At 47.9% G+C, this 14,881-nt stretch carries 17 protein-coding genes, 26 tRNA genes and 1 pseudogene; 8 read left to right on the forward strand and 36 right to left on the reverse strand.

Translation table 11 applies throughout. The features are described from left to right. From NDA01_RS28925 to NDA01_RS28935, 3 genes and pseudogenes are all read left to right on the forward strand, one after another. Positions 1–138: transposase (locus tag NDA01_RS28925; protein ID WP_348230753.1), on the forward strand; the 138-nt coding region annotated here is incomplete at its 5' end. Between the two features lie 327 nt (positions 139–465). Continuing rightward, the gene (locus NDA01_RS28930; protein WP_348230743.1) at positions 466–636 is read left to right on the forward strand and encodes a hypothetical protein; all 171 of its coding nucleotides are present in this window, start codon (positions 466–468) and stop codon (positions 634–636) included. 21 nt (positions 637–657) lie between these two features. Next, positions 658–864: pseudogene (locus NDA01_RS28935) on the forward strand (IS1 family transposase); the annotation flags it as partial. A gap of 195 nt (positions 865–1,059) precedes the next feature. Here NDA01_RS28935 and NDA01_RS28940 read toward each other — a convergent pair. From NDA01_RS28940 to NDA01_RS29095, 31 genes are all read right to left on the reverse strand, one after another. Further along, the gene (locus NDA01_RS28940) at positions 1,060–1,287 is read right to left on the reverse strand and encodes a hypothetical protein (protein ID WP_348230744.1); all 228 of its coding nucleotides are present in this window, start codon (positions 1,285–1,287) and stop codon (positions 1,060–1,062) included. Positions 1,288–1,525: 238 nt separating this feature from the next. Beyond that, entirely contained in the window at positions 1,526–1,861 is a 336-nt protein-coding gene (locus NDA01_RS28945) for a hypothetical protein (RefSeq protein WP_190441265.1), read from the reverse strand. A 110-nt stretch (positions 1,862–1,971) separates the two neighbouring features. Beyond that, positions 1,972–2,367 (reverse strand): DUF4279 domain-containing protein, encoded by a 396-nt coding sequence (locus tag NDA01_RS28950; RefSeq protein ID WP_348230745.1) that lies wholly within the window; start codon positions 2,365–2,367, stop codon positions 1,972–1,974. 215 nt (positions 2,368–2,582) lie between these two features. Then, positions 2,583–2,656: transfer RNA gene (locus NDA01_RS28955), tRNA-Ala, on the reverse strand. Between the two features lie 5 nt (positions 2,657–2,661). After that, positions 2,662–2,761, reverse strand: a tRNA-Arg gene (locus tag NDA01_RS28960). Positions 2,762–2,766: 5 nt separating this feature from the next. Continuing rightward, a tRNA-Val gene (locus tag NDA01_RS28965) sits at positions 2,767–2,841 on the reverse strand. 5 nt (positions 2,842–2,846) lie between these two features. Next, positions 2,847–2,918: transfer RNA gene (locus tag NDA01_RS28970), tRNA-Gly, on the reverse strand. 12 nt (positions 2,919–2,930) lie between these two features. Beyond that, positions 2,931–3,006, reverse strand: a tRNA-Gly gene (locus NDA01_RS28975). 18 nt (positions 3,007–3,024) lie between these two features. Further along, positions 3,025–3,099: transfer RNA gene (locus NDA01_RS28980), tRNA-Thr, on the reverse strand. Positions 3,100–3,101: 2 nt separating this feature from the next. After that, positions 3,102–3,179, reverse strand: a tRNA-Met gene (locus tag NDA01_RS28985). Next, a tRNA-Leu gene (locus NDA01_RS28990) sits at positions 3,180–3,253 on the reverse strand. Positions 3,254–3,259: 6 nt separating this feature from the next. Further along, positions 3,260–3,335, reverse strand: a tRNA-Lys gene (locus tag NDA01_RS28995). Positions 3,336–3,527: 192 nt separating this feature from the next. Continuing rightward, positions 3,528–3,603: transfer RNA gene (locus NDA01_RS29000), tRNA-Leu, on the reverse strand. A gap of 3 nt (positions 3,604–3,606) precedes the next feature. After that, positions 3,607–3,682 (reverse strand) — tRNA-Pro (locus NDA01_RS29005). Positions 3,683–3,687: 5 nt separating this feature from the next. Next, positions 3,688–3,764 (reverse strand) — tRNA-Leu (locus tag NDA01_RS29010). Positions 3,765–3,768: 4 nt separating this feature from the next. Next, positions 3,769–3,846, reverse strand: a tRNA-Leu gene (locus NDA01_RS29015). Between the two features lie 52 nt (positions 3,847–3,898). Beyond that, positions 3,899–3,971: transfer RNA gene (locus NDA01_RS29020), tRNA-Gln, on the reverse strand. Between the two features lie 33 nt (positions 3,972–4,004). Beyond that, positions 4,005–4,078 (reverse strand) — tRNA-Gln (locus NDA01_RS29025). Between the two features lie 5 nt (positions 4,079–4,083). Beyond that, positions 4,084–4,158: transfer RNA gene (locus NDA01_RS29030), tRNA-Asn, on the reverse strand. 5 nt (positions 4,159–4,163) lie between these two features. Then, a tRNA-Phe gene (locus NDA01_RS29035) sits at positions 4,164–4,236 on the reverse strand. 7 nt (positions 4,237–4,243) lie between these two features. Next, positions 4,244–4,344: transfer RNA gene (locus tag NDA01_RS29040), tRNA-OTHER, on the reverse strand. Positions 4,345–4,349: 5 nt separating this feature from the next. Next, a tRNA-Arg gene (locus NDA01_RS29045) sits at positions 4,350–4,426 on the reverse strand. Between the two features lie 90 nt (positions 4,427–4,516). After that, positions 4,517–4,612: transfer RNA gene (locus NDA01_RS29050), tRNA-Glu, on the reverse strand. Between the two features lie 31 nt (positions 4,613–4,643). Next, positions 4,644–4,715 (reverse strand) — tRNA-Arg (locus NDA01_RS29055). 25 nt (positions 4,716–4,740) lie between these two features. Continuing rightward, positions 4,741–4,810: transfer RNA gene (locus NDA01_RS29060), tRNA-Trp, on the reverse strand. Positions 4,811–4,813: 3 nt separating this feature from the next. Beyond that, positions 4,814–4,888 (reverse strand) — tRNA-Ile (locus NDA01_RS29065). Between the two features lie 5 nt (positions 4,889–4,893). Continuing rightward, positions 4,894–4,993, reverse strand: a tRNA-Cys gene (locus NDA01_RS29070). 91 nt (positions 4,994–5,084) lie between these two features. Next, a tRNA-Arg gene (locus tag NDA01_RS29075) sits at positions 5,085–5,158 on the reverse strand. Positions 5,159–5,243: 85 nt separating this feature from the next. Beyond that, positions 5,244–5,319: transfer RNA gene (locus NDA01_RS29080), tRNA-Asp, on the reverse strand. 402 nt (positions 5,320–5,721) lie between these two features. Next, positions 5,722–6,489, reverse strand: a complete 768-nt coding sequence (locus NDA01_RS32125) for an alr0857 family protein (RefSeq protein ID WP_431193564.1) — start codon at positions 6,487–6,489, stop codon at positions 5,722–5,724. 78 nt (positions 6,490–6,567) lie between these two features. Then, positions 6,568–6,783: a hypothetical protein gene (locus NDA01_RS29095; protein ID WP_348230746.1), complete on the reverse strand. Its 216-nt coding sequence runs from the start codon at positions 6,781–6,783 to the stop codon at positions 6,568–6,570. A gap of 249 nt (positions 6,784–7,032) precedes the next feature. On the opposite strand from NDA01_RS29095, the gene NDA01_RS32130 reads away from it, so the two are divergent. After that, positions 7,033–7,218 carry a hypothetical protein gene (locus tag NDA01_RS32130; protein WP_431193565.1) on the forward strand — a complete coding sequence of 62 codons (186 nt, stop codon included), beginning with the start codon at positions 7,033–7,035 and terminating at the stop codon, positions 7,216–7,218. 47 nt (positions 7,219–7,265) lie between these two features. Further along, a complete protein-coding gene (locus NDA01_RS29105) occupies positions 7,266–7,778 on the forward strand; it encodes a hypothetical protein (RefSeq protein WP_348230747.1) in 513 nt (170 codons plus the stop codon). Between the two features lie 39 nt (positions 7,779–7,817). On the opposite strand, the gene NDA01_RS29110 is transcribed toward NDA01_RS29105, so the two are convergent. The 4 genes from NDA01_RS29110 to NDA01_RS29125 all read right to left on the reverse strand — a co-directional run bounded on the left by NDA01_RS29110 (position 7,818) and on the right by NDA01_RS29125 (position 10,388). Beyond that, positions 7,818–7,961 carry a hypothetical protein gene (locus tag NDA01_RS29110; RefSeq protein ID WP_348230748.1) on the reverse strand — a complete coding sequence of 48 codons (144 nt, stop codon included), beginning with the start codon at positions 7,959–7,961 and terminating at the stop codon, positions 7,818–7,820. 462 nt (positions 7,962–8,423) lie between these two features. Beyond that, complete coding sequence (locus NDA01_RS29115; protein ID WP_348230749.1) at positions 8,424–9,200, reverse strand: hypothetical protein; 777 nt, start codon at positions 9,198–9,200, stop codon at positions 8,424–8,426. Positions 9,201–9,534: 334 nt separating this feature from the next. Further along, positions 9,535–10,164 carry a recombinase family protein gene (locus NDA01_RS29120; protein ID WP_348230750.1) on the reverse strand — a complete coding sequence of 210 codons (630 nt, stop codon included), beginning with the start codon at positions 10,162–10,164 and terminating at the stop codon, positions 9,535–9,537. 65 nt (positions 10,165–10,229) lie between these two features. Continuing rightward, positions 10,230–10,388 carry a hypothetical protein gene (locus NDA01_RS29125; RefSeq protein ID WP_348230757.1) on the reverse strand — a complete coding sequence of 53 codons (159 nt, stop codon included), beginning with the start codon at positions 10,386–10,388 and terminating at the stop codon, positions 10,230–10,232. Between NDA01_RS29125 and NDA01_RS29130 the strand changes: the two genes are divergently transcribed. Continuing rightward, a complete protein-coding gene (locus NDA01_RS29130; protein ID WP_348230756.1) occupies positions 10,323–10,583 on the forward strand; it encodes a pentapeptide repeat-containing protein in 261 nt (86 codons plus the stop codon). The two genes, NDA01_RS29125 and NDA01_RS29130, sit on opposite strands and share 66 nt — an antisense overlap. 26 nt (positions 10,584–10,609) lie before the next feature. On the opposite strand, the gene NDA01_RS29135 is transcribed toward NDA01_RS29130, so the two are convergent. After that, entirely contained in the window at positions 10,610–12,778 is a 2,169-nt protein-coding gene (locus tag NDA01_RS29135; protein ID WP_348230751.1) for a cytochrome-c peroxidase, read from the reverse strand. Positions 12,779–13,461: 683 nt separating this feature from the next. Here NDA01_RS29135 and NDA01_RS29140 point away from each other — a divergent pair. Together NDA01_RS29140 and NDA01_RS29145 are read left to right on the forward strand one after the other, a co-directional pair. Beyond that, positions 13,462–14,499: an ankyrin repeat domain-containing protein gene (locus NDA01_RS29140; RefSeq protein WP_348230752.1), complete on the forward strand. Its 1,038-nt coding sequence runs from the start codon at positions 13,462–13,464 to the stop codon at positions 14,497–14,499. 44 nt (positions 14,500–14,543) lie between these two features. Then, positions 14,544–14,795: a tyrosine-type recombinase/integrase gene (locus NDA01_RS29145; RefSeq protein WP_431193566.1), complete on the forward strand. Its 252-nt coding sequence runs from the start codon at positions 14,544–14,546 to the stop codon at positions 14,793–14,795. Positions 14,796–14,881: the final 86 nt, after the last annotated feature.

Below are 14,881 nucleotides of genomic sequence, written 5' to 3' on the forward strand. Positions count from 1 at the left end.
TATTCCCCGGACTTGAACCCGATTGAGCATTGGTGGTTTGTGCTCAAGAATTGGCTGCGACAGCGATGGGATGAGTTTGCCAACTTTCGGGATTGTGTGGATAATGCTTTCAAACAATGTCCTAAGGTAAGTCCGTAAAGCTATAACACTAAATAGCGTCTTACTCTGATAGGCGGTCGTGTGGTTTAATCAAAGGTATGAACCCACGGGGCTAGCCCCGGCAGTTAGTCCGCCCCGTGGGGCGGGGAATGAACCCAAAGAGATTCAAACTACGTAGCAGAATAAGCTTATGCTTCCTCAGGGGGTAACAGGAAGCTTGAAGCAGATGTGTAGCAAGGGATAGAGCTACTAGTTAAAAAAATAGGCTTGCTACTTGACCACAAGCCTACTTGAAAAAATGCTGGACATGAAGTTCGTGTTCAAGGCTTAGCCAGCTATATTTGTCGAGCTAAAGAAGGACGAAGAATGCGTTGCAGACATAGCGATTTTTGGATAGGTTTATCTCCGGAAGCCTGGTTAGAAGGGATGGATTTAGCCACCGATTGGGTAGAGTCTTGGATACAGCTCAGTGGCAATAAGCAAATGTATCTTCAGCAAGGTTTACGCTCTGCTTTCCGCCTCCAGTCTTTGTTCTAGCCTTCTTGTTACCCCCTGAGATGGGGTGCCTATGAACGACATTTAGATTCAGTTCTGCACCAAGTGGGTAAAGCCAATACCCAGAAGATTGAACGGAAACATTTGACTTGGAGAACTCGGATTAAGCGACTGGCACGGAGAACGATTTGCTTCTCGAAATCTGAAGCCGTTCATGATGCTGTCATTGGTTTGTATATTAATCGGCATGAGTTTGGGTTATTGGTGTAAAAAGTGCCATCAACAGATGTACAACATTGCCCCTAGAACAACTAGAGATGAAGATTGAGGCGATCGCCACTGGCCTAGAGGACAAGGGTGTCAACTAAAGGTTCATTTGTTTGTTTGGTTGAAGCGGGAGTAGAGGATTCGCAGACCTTCCCTAAAAATAATGAACGCTCTCGAGCTATAGGTTGTAGAGAGCGCTTAAGAGCGATCGCCCCGTTGAATACACTGCATACAAACATTGAACAAAGCGATCACTGATGCGATTTCAATCGGAATTTGCAGCGGCGACGGAGCCGCAATCAGCCCAGCCAGGATGAAACCTATACCGACAAAAATAGAGACAATCAGAATCACCTCATCGTCAAATAGCTTCAGACCGACCCATAAGGTGCTAAACCCAAGTGCCCAACAGATAAGATAATTCATGGAATGATGACTAGTGATTTAATATGCCGATGCCTTAGGTACCGGACAAACATTGGAGGACATGCAAGTATAGTATTCTGGCCTAAAGAATCTGAAAACACTCATACTACAAACGTAATCCTGAGTGTTTTTGAAGCCTGAAACCCTCATTCTATCGTTGAGTAATTGTGTACCCCTCGATTGCTAATGGGTTTGCTCATTGTATGTGCAGTTGAGCGGCTTGTTAGGTTAGGCTTACTCATCGATAGCCTTCACGCCAAGCGAAATAGCCTACGAGAAACCATGCCCTTTCCAGAGCTACTTGATTCATAAATGGAAAGGAAGTACTCATACGCTTTGCAAAAGTCTCATACGTATAACTCTTCGGACCACCTTCTTCTGCTACTTTCCAGATTTCACTGTTTACACTCTTAAACTCTTCAATCCAAGTGGCCCTAACATCCGCAGCAACCTCTGGAAATTCCTCGGATAAACGCTGCTCTCTTGAAGTCAGCAACTTCGGCCCCCACTCTACATAAGTGAGAAAAGCCTTATTCTTGACTTCGTTCAAACTTGACTCTTCAAATAACTGCATAGATAGCTTCGTACTTCATAGGTTGAGTCAGTGGTTACTGATAAAGCTGGCTGGCTAACGTACAAAGGCGACCCGCAATCCGGTAAAACATCTAGTTTGGCTGGTGTCGATTACTCATCAGCCTGGAGATAGCGTGTCACCTCAATCCCAATGTTCAAATTGCCCGCCAGTCGTAGCAACTCAGGGGGGAAGTAGTCACACTGAACTGCTACATCTCGATCTTCTATCCCAAAGTCCAAGCATATCCTCTCAACACCTGGAAAGTTCTGTAGCTGCTCTAGCTCAACTTGGTTAGCCTTGAGGAAAGCGATCGCATCCTCTACTTGCTGTTGTGGGTTACTCATGTCAGCTTGACTCGCAACCATTGAAAACCCAGACCCCTCGTGAACCCGTTTGGCTAACCTGTGCTCACCTCTATGCCAAACGCTGTCAGGAATCAAGGTACTTTGCTGCAAAAACTTGTCTACAGCAAAGTCAAATCCGGTAGCACGGAACATACAAGACATAAAAGTCGAGTGACCCGAAAGAGTTGGATGAGATAAGCTACTTCGGTCTAGATGTGGATAGATAAGAGTATAGGGCGATCGCCGCTTTAATGTGGGGTGACTGACGAGAGTCGTAGCTTGCTTCCCGAAGGGTACTCGCTAACACTGGTGTCACAAACCAGCCCCTCCACCACTTCGGGTAGCTCCGAAGGGAGCGGCTTCGCCAACAGTCACAGTGGAGCCAAGGGGAGTCGAACCCCTAACCTTCCGCTTGCAAGGCGGATGCTCTAGCCAGTTGAGCTATGGTCCCAAGTTTGGCAGGAATGGCAGGAGTCGTTCGCGTAGCGTTGCCGAAGGCATTACCTGCATGAAACTGTTTAGAAGACAGTTGCTTTATCCGTTAGGCGACACTCCCATGATTGGTAGTCCTGATAGGATTCGAACCTACAGCCCTCTGTTTGTAGGACAAATGCTCCACCGTTGAGCTACAGGGCTACGAGAGCGAATGGCGAGAGTCGAACTCGCATCTAGAGATTGGCATACTCCGGTGTTAGCCCTTACACCACATTCGCAGGATTCAAGATTGGAGCGACCGACGAGATTCGAACTCGTACCGAGAGGGTGGAAACCTAACATGCTTGTCCGTTACACCACGATCGCAAAATTGAATGAAACAAGTGGAGCTGGTGACAGGAGTTGAACCTGCAACCTACTGTTTACAAGACAGTTGCTCTGCCGTTGAGCCACACCAGCATTGGGTGACGGGGGTGGGAGTTGAACCCACTGATGTAAAGGTTATGAGCCTTTCGAGCCGACGTTGCTCCATCCCCGCATGCCCCTGACAGGAGTCGAACCTGTAACACACTTGGTTTAAGCAAGCGATGTCTACCGATTGCATCACAGAGGCATTTTTTGGTGGGTTGTATAGGGCTTGAACCTATGCGCTTCCGCTTAAGAGGCAGCTGCTCTACCGACTGAGCTAACAACCCGAATATTTGGTAGGTCGCCCAGGAGTTGAACCTGGATCTCTCCGCTTAAAAGGCGGCTGCATATCCGCTCTGCCTTTCTTCTATGCCCAAAGGGCTTTACGACCCACAAGAATTGGTACACCGAGCAAGACTCAAACTTGCTAATGACCAACTTATCGGGTGGGTGCGTCGATCACTTCCGCCTTCGGTGCTTGGTACTCCCGGTGGGAATCGAACCCACAAAAACTAGATCCTCGGTCTAGAGCGTCTTCCCTTTCGCCACAGGAGCAAATGGTCGGGATGGTAGGATTTGAACCCACGACTCCTTGGCCCCAAACCAAGGCTTCTGACCACTGAATTACATCCCGATAGTTGGTACTGCTAGTGGGATTTGAACCCACAACCTCTGGTTTCTAAAACCAGCACCTCTTCCAGTTGGGCTACAGCAGCAAGTTGGTACTCCTGACAGGATTTGAACCTGCACATTGACTGGGTTTGAGACAGCCGCCTCTACCGATTGGGCCACAGGAGTGAGAGATAGAAGGGGCACAGAGGATTGATCCAGGCGACTGTTTACCTTCCAACTGCCCCGCTAGGATTCGAACCTAGAAACTTCGCTTTCAAAGAGCGAGATGTTGCCAGTTACACCACAGGGCAATGAATTGTGCGACCACGAGCGATCGCGATGGGATGCCGAGGCTGGAGTTGAACCAGCATCTCCGTGATTCAGAGTCACAGCGACTTTCCGTGTCGTCCACTCGGCAATGAATGGCTGCCCCAGTAGGACTTGAACCTACAACCTTCCCGTTAACAGCGGGCCGCTCAGCCATTGAGCTATAGGGCAACGAGTGGGAAGTGACAGGATCGAACTGCCTTCTCGCCGTCTTCAGCGGCACGTGAGCACCAGCTTCACCAACTTCCCATTGAGGCGGAGGATAGAGGAATCGAACCCCTAGTCAAGGACTACCCTGGTTTACCCTACGGGAAGCAAGCTACAAGACCAGTTGCCGACCACTTAGCGGTATCCTCCATGAGTGGCAAGAACGGAAGGAGTTGAACCTTCACTCTTCGGTTTCGTAGACCGATGTGTTATCCAGTTACACCACGTTCTTATGAGGCGGAGAGCAGTGGACTCGAACCACAATTGTGCATCCATCTGTTTAGCAAACAGCGCCGATCGCCTGATCGGTTTACTCTCCATGTGGCAGTGCAGACGGGACTCGTAGCTCGCTTCCCGAAGGGTACCCGCTAGTCACACGCTTGAAAGACGTGCCGCTCGACCACTTCGCTTCTGCACCATTGATGCCGTGCAAGTTGAAAAAGCTGTTGTTGCACACACAGGGATCGAACCTGTAGTTCACTGTTTAGGAGACAGTTGCCTTACCATTTGGCGAGTATGTAAGCTTTTTCGATGAGGGCACGACAACGCACAGACCAGGATTTGAACCCGGACCAAAGGCTTTGGAGACCCTGGTGCTGCCGTTACACCATCTGTGTATTGGTCGCAGCGGCGGGAGTCGAACCCACATATCCTCAGTTATGAGCTGAGTACCTTACCGTTAGGTGACACTGCAACAGGTGGACTCCAGGGTGGGAATCGTTCGCGAAGCGTCTCCTTTGGAGAAACCCACGGATAGTTGGTTTTGCAGACCAACGCCTTCCCACTTGGCGACCTGGAGATTTGGTGGAGACGAGGGGAATCGAACCCCAATCCTGCAACCGTCCGTTTGTTGGTTTCGGAGCAGGTGATGCCGATCGCGTCCCCACGAGCGAGGATGACAGGAATTGAACCTGTAACCGCTTGCATCGGAAACAAGTGCTCTGTCCGTTTTAGCTACATCCTCATTGGAAGCATCGACGGGAATTGCACCCGCTTCTCTCTGACTGAGAACCAGAGCGACTTCTTTAGTCGTCCACGATGCTACAAGGCGGGAATGATCGGATTCGAACCGACGATCTTTCGCTGGACAGGCGACTGCTTTGAGCCGGACTAAGCTACATTCCCAAAGGTGGCGATTCAGTTGTCAAGGTGCAGAATTGCTGATTGCAGCAGGAGTTAGAGAAAGCAACGCCGTTCTAGATGGTAGATCTGCTCCAGATGACGGAGTGCTTGAGTCTGTTTAGTTGAATGGTTAGATTGACTTCCCTGATTGAGTTGCTCGTCTCGAAGAGATGCAGAAGTACGTGGAGAATGTGTTTTCCAGTGTTCTGAAAGCTTCGGGAGAAGACCTGTTTTTTGAAGGGAGTGAGCAGCCATTGGATTCGCTCCTTTGTGTCTCATCTCATACTGCAGTTGTAATACAACGTACTACAAAATGTCAAGGGGATACTACAACTTTTTTTGAGAAATGAGAGAGCAATAGTGAAAAGAATGCTTGGATTGTCCTCTCTGGCTGGTTTGTAGTTCCTAGGCCAGAGGAGAAACGTGTGCTTCACTCATCTGCCACAGCTTGTAGAGGAGGAGTTCAACGCGATCGCCCATTACAGATAGGAACATCCCTTCATGAGCTTCCTTACTCTCAGCAATCCAACTACCACTCAGGCTGACTTCTACAAACTCGTCATCGACTGGAATGATATTGACTCTTCCAGGGCACTCTTGACGTAGTGACAGCTCTAACTGCTCCAGTTCAGGAACATCAGCAGATAAGAGAAAGGAGGCATGACCAGGCTCGACTTGGAGAAACTGCCCTAGGCGCATGGCGAGAACAACCCGCTGAGCGATCGCCAGTTCTGGGGAGATCATTACCCGCTGGCGATCGCCCTTAGCTGAATTGCACTTCTCGCACGCAGCCACTACGTTGTCCCAGGTATGGGTACCACCTTTGGAACGAGGAATGACGTGCTCCAAGGTGAGACGCTTGGTACTGCCGCAGTACTGGCAGGCATGATGATCGCGACGGAAGACTTCGCGACGATTCACAGGTGGTAGCTTCCACTGCCGCTCTGGATTGCCGCTGGTCAACCGGATGTGCTCCGGCACTTGTAGTACAACCCTGGGAGAGCGCACTTCCCAGGTCTGAACACTGCTGAACTCTGGTGATTCTGCCTGTCCCGTCACGAGAAGCACAATGGCCCGCTTGATATTGATGCGTGCCAAAGGGAGGTAGTTCTTGGAGAAGACTACGACCTGGTTGTGTAGTATTGGAATCTTTTGTCGCTGCTCAGTCTGCATAAAGTTCACTCCTCAAAAAACAACCCCCGCTCCTGGTCAACAGCAGTGGGGGTAAAGGAAGCTGATGCGCTGTTATTCCTATATCGGTGTCAGGCTAAACCCGCACCTCCCGCTGCTAGTAAATTGCTCCGGATTAGGTTGTCCGGCGACTATCCCATCAATGCCTTCACTCGCGGATTTACCACCACTAAATTGATAGGCTCCCTCACACCCGAACAGCACCGCTGCTCTACCCCAACCTCGATGGGGAAGAACAAGGGCACTGGATAAGGTGGCGAGAAGGGTGCGGTCCATAGAAGGCTGTATTACTTATATTACAAATCTGGATAGCTACATACTACGCTTGTAGTATTACCTTGTCCACTTTTTGAAACTAGGCAGTTCGGTATGGATACACGCAGACCAAGTCCCACTTCGGAAATGCAAGTGACGAGTATCTGACTGGAAGCTGAACTGAAGGAACGATTACGAGAGCTGTCTGGTGAGCAGGGGTATCAAACCCTGATTCGAGAGGTACTCTGGCGGTTTGTAGAGCAACGGTTAATGCCTTTGGAGGAACGACCGCCTTCCCAGACTCCGCTTTTGTCTCAGTCAGATATTCGAGCCACTTTTGACGCGATCGCTCAGCAAGAAGAGTACTGCGCGATCACAGGTCAATTAATCCAACCACAACAACCAATGAAGCTGGGGCTCACAATCACTGGTGAACTAGTTCCTTTGAGCGCTTAAGCGTGAGTAAAGTGGATAAACCGAGATGTGGGAGCAATGGATAGAACGTGATCATCCAAGTTTCAGATCACGCAGAGCGCGTTGATATCATCTCCGTCATGCCTGTAGGGAAGCGGATTTTCTTGGCCCTGCTGAGTCTGATTCCTCTGCTGGCACCCTACGAACTGTTGTGGCGCGTGCAATGGCATGACTATTGGAACCCAGTTTTCCTGCTCTTTGCCATTGTCTCAGTCGGTGCGATCGCCGTGAGTGGGTTATTCCTTTTTGCCGCATTGGCTGGGCTGAGTTCTCAGATGACCTTCCATGCGCTACGCTCAACTTTCACTTACTCAGAACGTGCCCCTATCGTGCCTCAGCGGACGCAAGTGCTACCGCTGTCATCAATTAGGAGCATTCACATTCGCACTCAGGAATGGAGTGATGGGTCTCCTAGCTACTCTCTGAGAGTCACAATGTTCAATGGTGCTGTCTTCGACTCCGGCTCCTCAGAGTCTCGCCAGGAGATCGAGCAGGCAAAGATGCAAGTCGAGGCTTTTCTAAACCGGACAGGGAATTTTTGAAGGCTGTCCTAGCAGCGCCCAAAAATTAATTAAAACTTATCAATCAACGACAGAATCAGGGTTCCAGCGATTTCGAGTCGCAGGCGCTCGGTCAGTAACCCTTTGCAACAAACTAGCAGGCATTGGCTCTCTCTGCACCCTTAGCGATCGCTTCCAATAAAGGTTGTCCCACCAATCTGACAAATAGGGTTTCCTCTAATTTTGTTTCCCGAGCACTAGAAGTTTTAAGGTTTAGCACAAGTCAAAAATGATGACATTAAGGGTGTACTCATTTGTCAATAATTCTGTTTTAGGAAGAATTGAGACGTTGATTTGGAAACGAGTTTATTTACAGGTATTGAGTAGTGGAAGCTGCATTTTGGTTTAGGCAAGGGAGGAGTAAATAAAACGACCGAATATTTGCAGGCTTATTTGGGGGTAAAGGATTTGCAGTCCTTTCATGGAAATACTAGAGCGCTCTCTAGTTATAGGTTGTAGAGAGCGCTTTCCTCTTCTTGCCTAAACTTTGCCTAAATACAGGCAGAGATCCCCCAACTTTTGAGCTTCTGACCCCTACAACCCCAAGGCAGGAATTTTTAGTCTAAAGTTGAGTGCTAGCAAGGATTTTAAGTATTCTCAATAGCTGAGATATCAACAGGATCTCAATTAGTTGAATGAATAATCGGACGGTACGATCATCATGTCCATCCGCTCTACTACTGAATCCCACTTTTGAAAATCTGAGCTCCAATCACCGTGGTAATGAGCAGGCGTTTCTTCCCTTAAAGGAATGTAGGCCTTGTAATATTTAAGACAGGCATCCAGAAAACCTCTATTATCTTTGTCATGTTTCCTTGTTAAAAATGCTGATATTAATTCTGCTTCGGTAACTTGCCTGATAGAGCTTTTGAATCGGTGTTCGCAGTTGCTCCAATCATCAAATTCAGAGACTTCTATCTTAATATCCCAATCATTCTTAAAGTCTTTTCCACACTCTAATCCAAACAAATAATGTTCAATAAGTTGGTCCTTGCGGAAAACCTTGAATTCATTGAAAGAAGCATGGTGAGAGTCATGAAAGGTAATGCTGTCAGTATTCAAGAGCAGAGCTAATGCAATAGCAAGCAAATCCTCGGTACCTGGAAGGGGCAGAATAGTCCATTGGTGGTTGAGATATCGCCAGAACGGAACTACCCACAGTACTGGAGGTAATGATTTATCAGGTCTTGATTTCCTAACTTGTCGTTGTCGCTCAACCTCGCTCCATGAAGCATCATTAGCAGCAACATAATCAGCAAGTTTGCATTGAGATTGCAACTCAAGCTTAAAATATTGCTGGACAACAACATTGACAGCTTCAACGGATGCTTTAACAAGAATACAGTTGTCTATCGCATACTTATCACAGCCAAGTTTTTGAGTAGCAGAAAAATCTTCAGCCATCGAAAGGTACGACGTTAACCTGATGTAGAACTTTTGCCAAAACCTAAGTCTATGTCTTCACAGATCCTCGGCCATATAACTATTAATTTAGACAAAAAGCTTCGGCCTAACTACCCTATTTCAAATAATTAGGCTAAAACCTTTTGTACTTTTCCGTTTAGACGGCCAAAATCCACCCGTACTACAACAGATTGGACTAATTCCGGTCTAAAAAATTTAAAGAATGCCTATACTACAAGCGTAATCTTGGGTGTTTTTGAAGCCTGAAATTCTCATTCTATCGTTGATGCATTGCGTACACCGCAATTGAAAAAAGCTCCGAGAGCTAAAATCATCAGCTCTGAGCGGAGTAATGAGGTAGTTCTAGTCTCACTAGATAGCTTTTTACAGTGTTATAGGACAGCCCCGTTTCACGAGCTATCCGCCCTTGCGAGTAGCCAGCGGCTTGCAGTTCGGCTAGTTGGCCTTTCCATCGTTCAAAGCCATCGGGACGACCTAGAACTTTCCCCTGCGATCGCACTCGCTGCAATCCTGCCTTAGTTCGTTCTGAAATGCGGATTGCTTCTTGTTGAGCGAGGTAGGCCAGCACTCCGGCCACAATGTGAGCCACCAATTCATTCTCGGTATCAAGCAGCGGTTCAGTGTAGCTCTTGAATCTACAGTCTAAATTGCTGAGCTGCTGGAGGTAAGCGATCGTCTTACGGATGCCTTCGCGACTGAAGCGATCAAGTGACCAAAATACCAATACATCAAACTTTCGCTTACCTGCATCCTCAAACATGCGGCTGAAGTCACCACGCTCACGCTTCCCCTTTCGGCCAGATTCGCGGTCAAGGTAGATGTTAGCAATCTGCCAACCTTGGCGATCGCAAAATTCTTGGAGTTGCAAAAGCTGGTTGTCAGTGTCTTGCCCTTTGTCAGTTGTTGAGACTCGTAAGTAGAGAGCGCAAACTGTTTTGTTCATGCTGCAAAGCTATCAAAAAAGGTCCTTTTTTTGATAGGGCTTTGACTTAAAACTCCCACCCTGATTTAAGGTTGTTTCAGCCCCGTCAATTTATACCCCTTTTCTGATAGTCCTTGATGGCTGAGTCCGGATTCAACGATCGCAATCGCTTGGGGTTGGTGGAAGTTAGTACCCACAGCTTTAGAAGCACTGCTCTGACCCGGATAAGTAGCCCGGGGGAGCATTGCGAGTCATTCAAGAGATTATCTGGGAAATGTAGTTTGCAAGCGCTTCGACGGCATGCAGTAGGGGAAAGAGACTTTAATGGCGTCAATTTAATTGGGGGCAACCTAGAAAGGGCAAATCTCGCAGGCGCAAACTTTCCGGGTGCTTCGTTTGCGCCTGCGAGATTTGAGTCGGGCACTACTGCTGGGTGCTAACTTAGGTGGAGGACTTTTCTATTCATTTACTTACTCACACAAACATACCCGCCAGCTATAAATTGCAGAGTAGAGTTAGTAGGACAGTCCTGCTGAGTTATGCTCCCCTCAAGCGGATTAGAAGTTGATTGAACAGCGGGAACTGCACCTTCAGGGGCGGGGGCAGAACTTTCCAGAAAACTCGCTAGAGGAGCGCCACCATTCCGCCCAACCGCTGGAAGTTCCAACAAAGCAGTCGTTGCTCTCCCAGAACCGTCATTAGTAACAGAGTTTTGATCCCCCGGATGTCCGTTAGGAATAAACAATTGCGGATGGTCAAAAGGTGCGCTCTGATTGCGAACTCTCGCATCAGTTAGACCGTTCATGAAAGCTACTAGCGCCTCTTTTTCCGGTTCATCCAGCCCCAGGTTCTCGATATCCGGGTCTAAGTTTTGGATATTAGTTTCGTGGAAATCTGCACCTCGATTGTAAAAATCCACTACCTGCCGCAGAGTTAGTTGCCCACCATTATGAAAGTAAGGAGCTGTAAGCGCTATATTCCGCAGTCCGGGTGTTTTAAAGGCTCCATCGACAGCTACTCTTTCAGTCGCACTAATCGGCGGCCTCAAATTGGGATCGTTGAACTTTCCATTCTGAGCCAATCGCGACTCTGAAAGCGGGTTTCCAAAAGGATCTTTCCCACCCACGCCTAAATCTTCCTGGGTAGGTCTGACACCAATGTTGTAAAAGCCGTTGTCATAAACAGCAACACCGTTATCGCCCATCACCATACGTTCGAGTCGTTCGTTTCGCACGTTTCTGACAGAAGCGTTGGTGAACTCAGCGCCACCATGACAATTAACGCACTTAGCTTTACCCTCAAATAGCTCTTTACCTCGCTTCTGCTGAGCAGTTAAAGCATTACTACTTCCTTCCATATACTGGTCGAAAGGCGTATTATCGGAAACTAGCGTTGATTCATACAGCTGAATGGAAAGTCCCATAAACAGCGAGAAGTTGTAATCCATCAGCGTAAATTCGTCGGTAGCTAAAGCTCCCTGCGGTTGTTTGAAGATCCGGCTACCATCAGCACCAACTTTGATAACCTGCTGAGAGTTCCACCACTCTGGCTTAAAGGCATCTTGAACCATAGTTTGGTAGTTCTTCTGCTTGAGACCTGGTTTCGGCCAGTTGCTATATTTACCGAGAACGCTGTCTTCAGGATGCACAAGTTGCTTTGCCAGGGGACGTAAGACCTTTAGCTTTTTACCCGTTTCTCTAGGAATCTTCTTGCTCTTGACTCGATTAAACTTCTGACCGATATCGGGGAAAACACGACCACTACCAGATTCCTCAACATCGCTGAGGGGCGGGCCTACCGCCTGCGATGCTAGAGAGGAATTCTTAAGGCTGACTTTTACTTGCTGTAGCGAAGACTGTTTTGTGGGTGCTTTATACAGAAAGGCATTTTTGTCCCTCGATCCAAAGGGATTGACGCCGTTAAAATCATTTTGCGCCCTTCCATCCCAGAAGTTGCGGAAGTTGAACACCGCATTAATTGTACTGGGTGCGTTGCGACCTGTTACCTGACGGACGTTGATGCCGTTGACATTGAAAACTGGATCTGGCTGCACCGTTACATTGTCTACAGCGCTACCGGGAATGATGTCGTTGAATTTGGTCAGATCGACACCCTGAGAACCAGTAATGTCGTCATTGTCAGCTAAAACGGTCGAGGAACGATCATCTGGGTTTTGCAGCTTGTGGAATGGGTAATCTTCTGGTTTCAGCGTGTAATTAGGTCCAGTTCCTGAACTGAAATTTGTCGATGGTCCTGGGTGGAGCTGATTTTTTGCTCTGTTGTCAACTCCTGCATGGAAGTGGCAACTAGCACAAGACTGGAAACCATCGCTTCCTACCTGCATCTCCCAAAAAAGAGCTTTTCCTAAAGCGATCGCAGCTGTTTTATTCTTAACAAATTGTCCGAGATTATCCGGCTCTGGGATCGGTACACTTTTGAGCGAGGCTAGCGACTGCGGTTGTTCAGGTGGCTCTAGCTGAGCTGCTACGGTATGTCCAGCCAAGACGATAACAGCAGCGATCGCTACCATTACCAAGCTTTTTTTAATTCTCTTTGACAAACTCAAGCCGAGTCGATTAAGTTGAGATCGAAACGCGATCGCCAAGAACGGTACGTCTTTTATTTGTGTTTTCATTTTTCAATTGTCATAAGTTAGATAGTAAAGTCAGCAAAGTAATACTCCTCACTGTTCTCAAACTTTGACTTTTCCATCCACGTAGGATGTATCTATCTTTTTGTCAAATACTTCAGCTTATAGTTGTTAAATATAAACCCAATAATATTTTTTATCGCGCTACTTGATCCTTCTTAAAACTTGGATGGGCGGAGGGGAGTGAAAGGTCGTGATCAAAACACTAGGATCGCCCGTGGTAAACGTAAACGATGTTAACGAATTAAGTAAAACTTATCGGTTGACGACAGAATCAGGGTTCCAGCCATTTTAGGAAGGAAGCAATCGATAAGCTGGGATTAACTGCCTCTTCCCGTTGGGATGTAACAACGGTGTGTCAATGCTTTGCGCTTGCTACCTGAAGAAACTAAGATTACTTCAGGTAATTGTTGAGCTCTCAGTTTCTAATGCATTCGGCTTCTGGTGGATTAGTTGCAGAGAATGCAATAGAACAACGAGAGAATTACTCTTTCAGTCGCGACAGTTTTAAGGGTTCTAGGCTGAAGTGGAGCGATCGCCTAGATGCTGAGAGGCCGACCATATAGCCATCAATGCTCCTCAGTTAACTCCTCAGTTGCGGAATATTTCAGAATAGTGTGTAGTTGTCCCTAGGCAGCCAGTTATCTTCATTTGTTATGAGTCCGCTAATGGAGCCTTCGTCCTCGGTGCGAAAAACCTTGCCCCACATTTGGCGGGTTGCCAATATTGTGGGTCTAACAGCTTTCAGTGTTTGGCTGGTTCGCTTTATCATCCTGTTTGCAATGCTGGGAGACTCTATTCCTGCTCCAGCCAGGACTTTACTGGGGATTGCTCTGCCAGGGCTGTGTGAGGCAATAAAAGCTCGAAATGCTGATCCAGTCAAAAACTATCTAGATCAAGGCGGCAATCCCAACGCCATTGACGCTAGTTCCACTGATTTAGATGGGCCTACCTCCGTCTCCCTCCTCGGTTGTGCTGCTTGGTATGGCAACCGGGAAGTTGCACAGATGTTGCTTAACCGAGGGGCAAAGATTAACGGAACTCGCTGGGACCGAGACCAAAAGTCACCGCCGCTGACACTGGCTTTGTTGGCAATCGATAGAGACAAAACTATCGTATCGAGTCGGCAGAATCGCGAAGTTGCAGAACTTTTGGTGGTCAGAGGTGCTGATGTTAACGTGAAGAACCGTTTTGGTGTCACCCCATTACATGCAATTGCAATGTGGCATTATCGAGAGAATGCAGCAGACCGACGAGCGATCGCAGAGTTGCTGATTGCCAAAGGTGCGGAGGTCAATAGCAAAAGAAGTGGGAATCTCATCAATCGATTTATCTGTGATCGCTACGCGGTAGACGTGTCGGGAACATCTCCCCTGCACTTAGCCGCTTACTATGGTCAACCTTCAGTTGCAGAAGTATTGATTGCCAAAGGTGCAGACGTTGCAGCCAAAAATGATTGCGATCGTACACCCTTAAATATTGCCGCTAGACAGGGTGATAGCCCTGCACTGGTAGAAACGTTGCTTGCCCAAGGGTCAGACAGCAATGCTAAAGATGTTTTAGGACAGACACCTCTTTTTTATGCGACTCAATCACTGGGGTTTCTTCAGCGCCCTGGCTCTAACAGCGAGGGCAAAGAAGAGCGTTCAACCAATCTTGCTGTCATCATTGAGTTGCTCAAGCGTCATGGTGCTCAGCAAAAGTAATGGCGTTCAGTGGCAGCGGCTTACTCACAACAACTAGCTATAGAATGCATCAGCTCCATCAAGGAATTTCAAAGTCAGCAAATGAGATTCTGCGGGAGACGTGCGATCGCTTGGGACTAGTGGGAGTGAGTACACATAGTTTTAGACGAACGGCTCTAACCCAGATGAGCAGTGCAGGAGTGCCGCTGCGGGTGATTCAGGAGATATCCGGACATCGTAGTTTGCAGGCGCTTCAACGGTATCTGGAGGTGTCGGAGTTGCAGCTGGAAGGGGCGATCGCATCTCTCAGCTTCTAGGCGCAATTAAAAGCTTTAGTGCTAGAGATCTGCTAGTTTGGTGCTACTTCATAGGGAATAACGATGGCACCACGAGCAAGACGTTC

This window comes from Trichocoleus desertorum AS-A10 (assembly GCF_039962155.1).
GTDB lineage: Bacteria > Cyanobacteriota > Cyanobacteriia > FACHB-46 > FACHB-46 > Trichocoleus.

What these genes read in the sequence shown, in the direction of transcription:
- NDA01_RS28930 (WP_348230743.1), top strand. Translation starts at nt 466, where the DNA reads ATGCGTTGCAGACATAGCGATTTTTGGATAGGTTTATCTCCGGAAGCC.
- NDA01_RS28940 (WP_348230744.1), bottom strand. Translation starts at nt 1,287, where the DNA reads ATGAATTATCTTATCTGTTGGGCACTTGGGTTTAGCACCTTATGGGTC.
- NDA01_RS28945 (WP_190441265.1), bottom strand. Translation starts at nt 1,861, where the DNA reads ATGCAGTTATTTGAAGAGTCAAGTTTGAACGAAGTCAAGAATAAGGCT.
- NDA01_RS28950 (WP_348230745.1), bottom strand. Translation starts at nt 2,367, where the DNA reads ATGTCTTGTATGTTCCGTGCTACCGGATTTGACTTTGCTGTAGACAAG.
- NDA01_RS32125 (WP_431193564.1), bottom strand. Translation starts at nt 6,489, where the DNA reads ATGCAGACTGAGCAGCGACAAAAGATTCCAATACTACACAACCAGGTC.
- NDA01_RS29095 (WP_348230746.1), bottom strand. Translation starts at nt 6,783, where the DNA reads ATGGACCGCACCCTTCTCGCCACCTTATCCAGTGCCCTTGTTCTTCCC.
- NDA01_RS32130 (WP_431193565.1), top strand. Translation starts at nt 7,033, where the DNA reads ATGCCTTTGGAGGAACGACCGCCTTCCCAGACTCCGCTTTTGTCTCAG.
- NDA01_RS29115 (WP_348230749.1), bottom strand. Translation starts at nt 9,200, where the DNA reads ATGGCTGAAGATTTTTCTGCTACTCAAAAACTTGGCTGTGATAAGTAT.
- NDA01_RS29120 (WP_348230750.1), bottom strand. Translation starts at nt 10,164, where the DNA reads ATGAACAAAACAGTTTGCGCTCTCTACTTACGAGTCTCAACAACTGAC.
- NDA01_RS29125 (WP_348230757.1), bottom strand. Translation starts at nt 10,388, where the DNA reads ATGCTCCCCCGGGCTACTTATCCGGGTCAGAGCAGTGCTTCTAAAGCT.
- NDA01_RS29135 (WP_348230751.1), bottom strand. Translation starts at nt 12,778, where the DNA reads ATGAAAACACAAATAAAAGACGTACCGTTCTTGGCGATCGCGTTTCGA.
- NDA01_RS29140 (WP_348230752.1), top strand. Translation starts at nt 13,462, where the DNA reads ATGGAGCCTTCGTCCTCGGTGCGAAAAACCTTGCCCCACATTTGGCGG.
- NDA01_RS29145 (WP_431193566.1), top strand. Translation starts at nt 14,544, where the DNA reads ATGCATCAGCTCCATCAAGGAATTTCAAAGTCAGCAAATGAGATTCTG.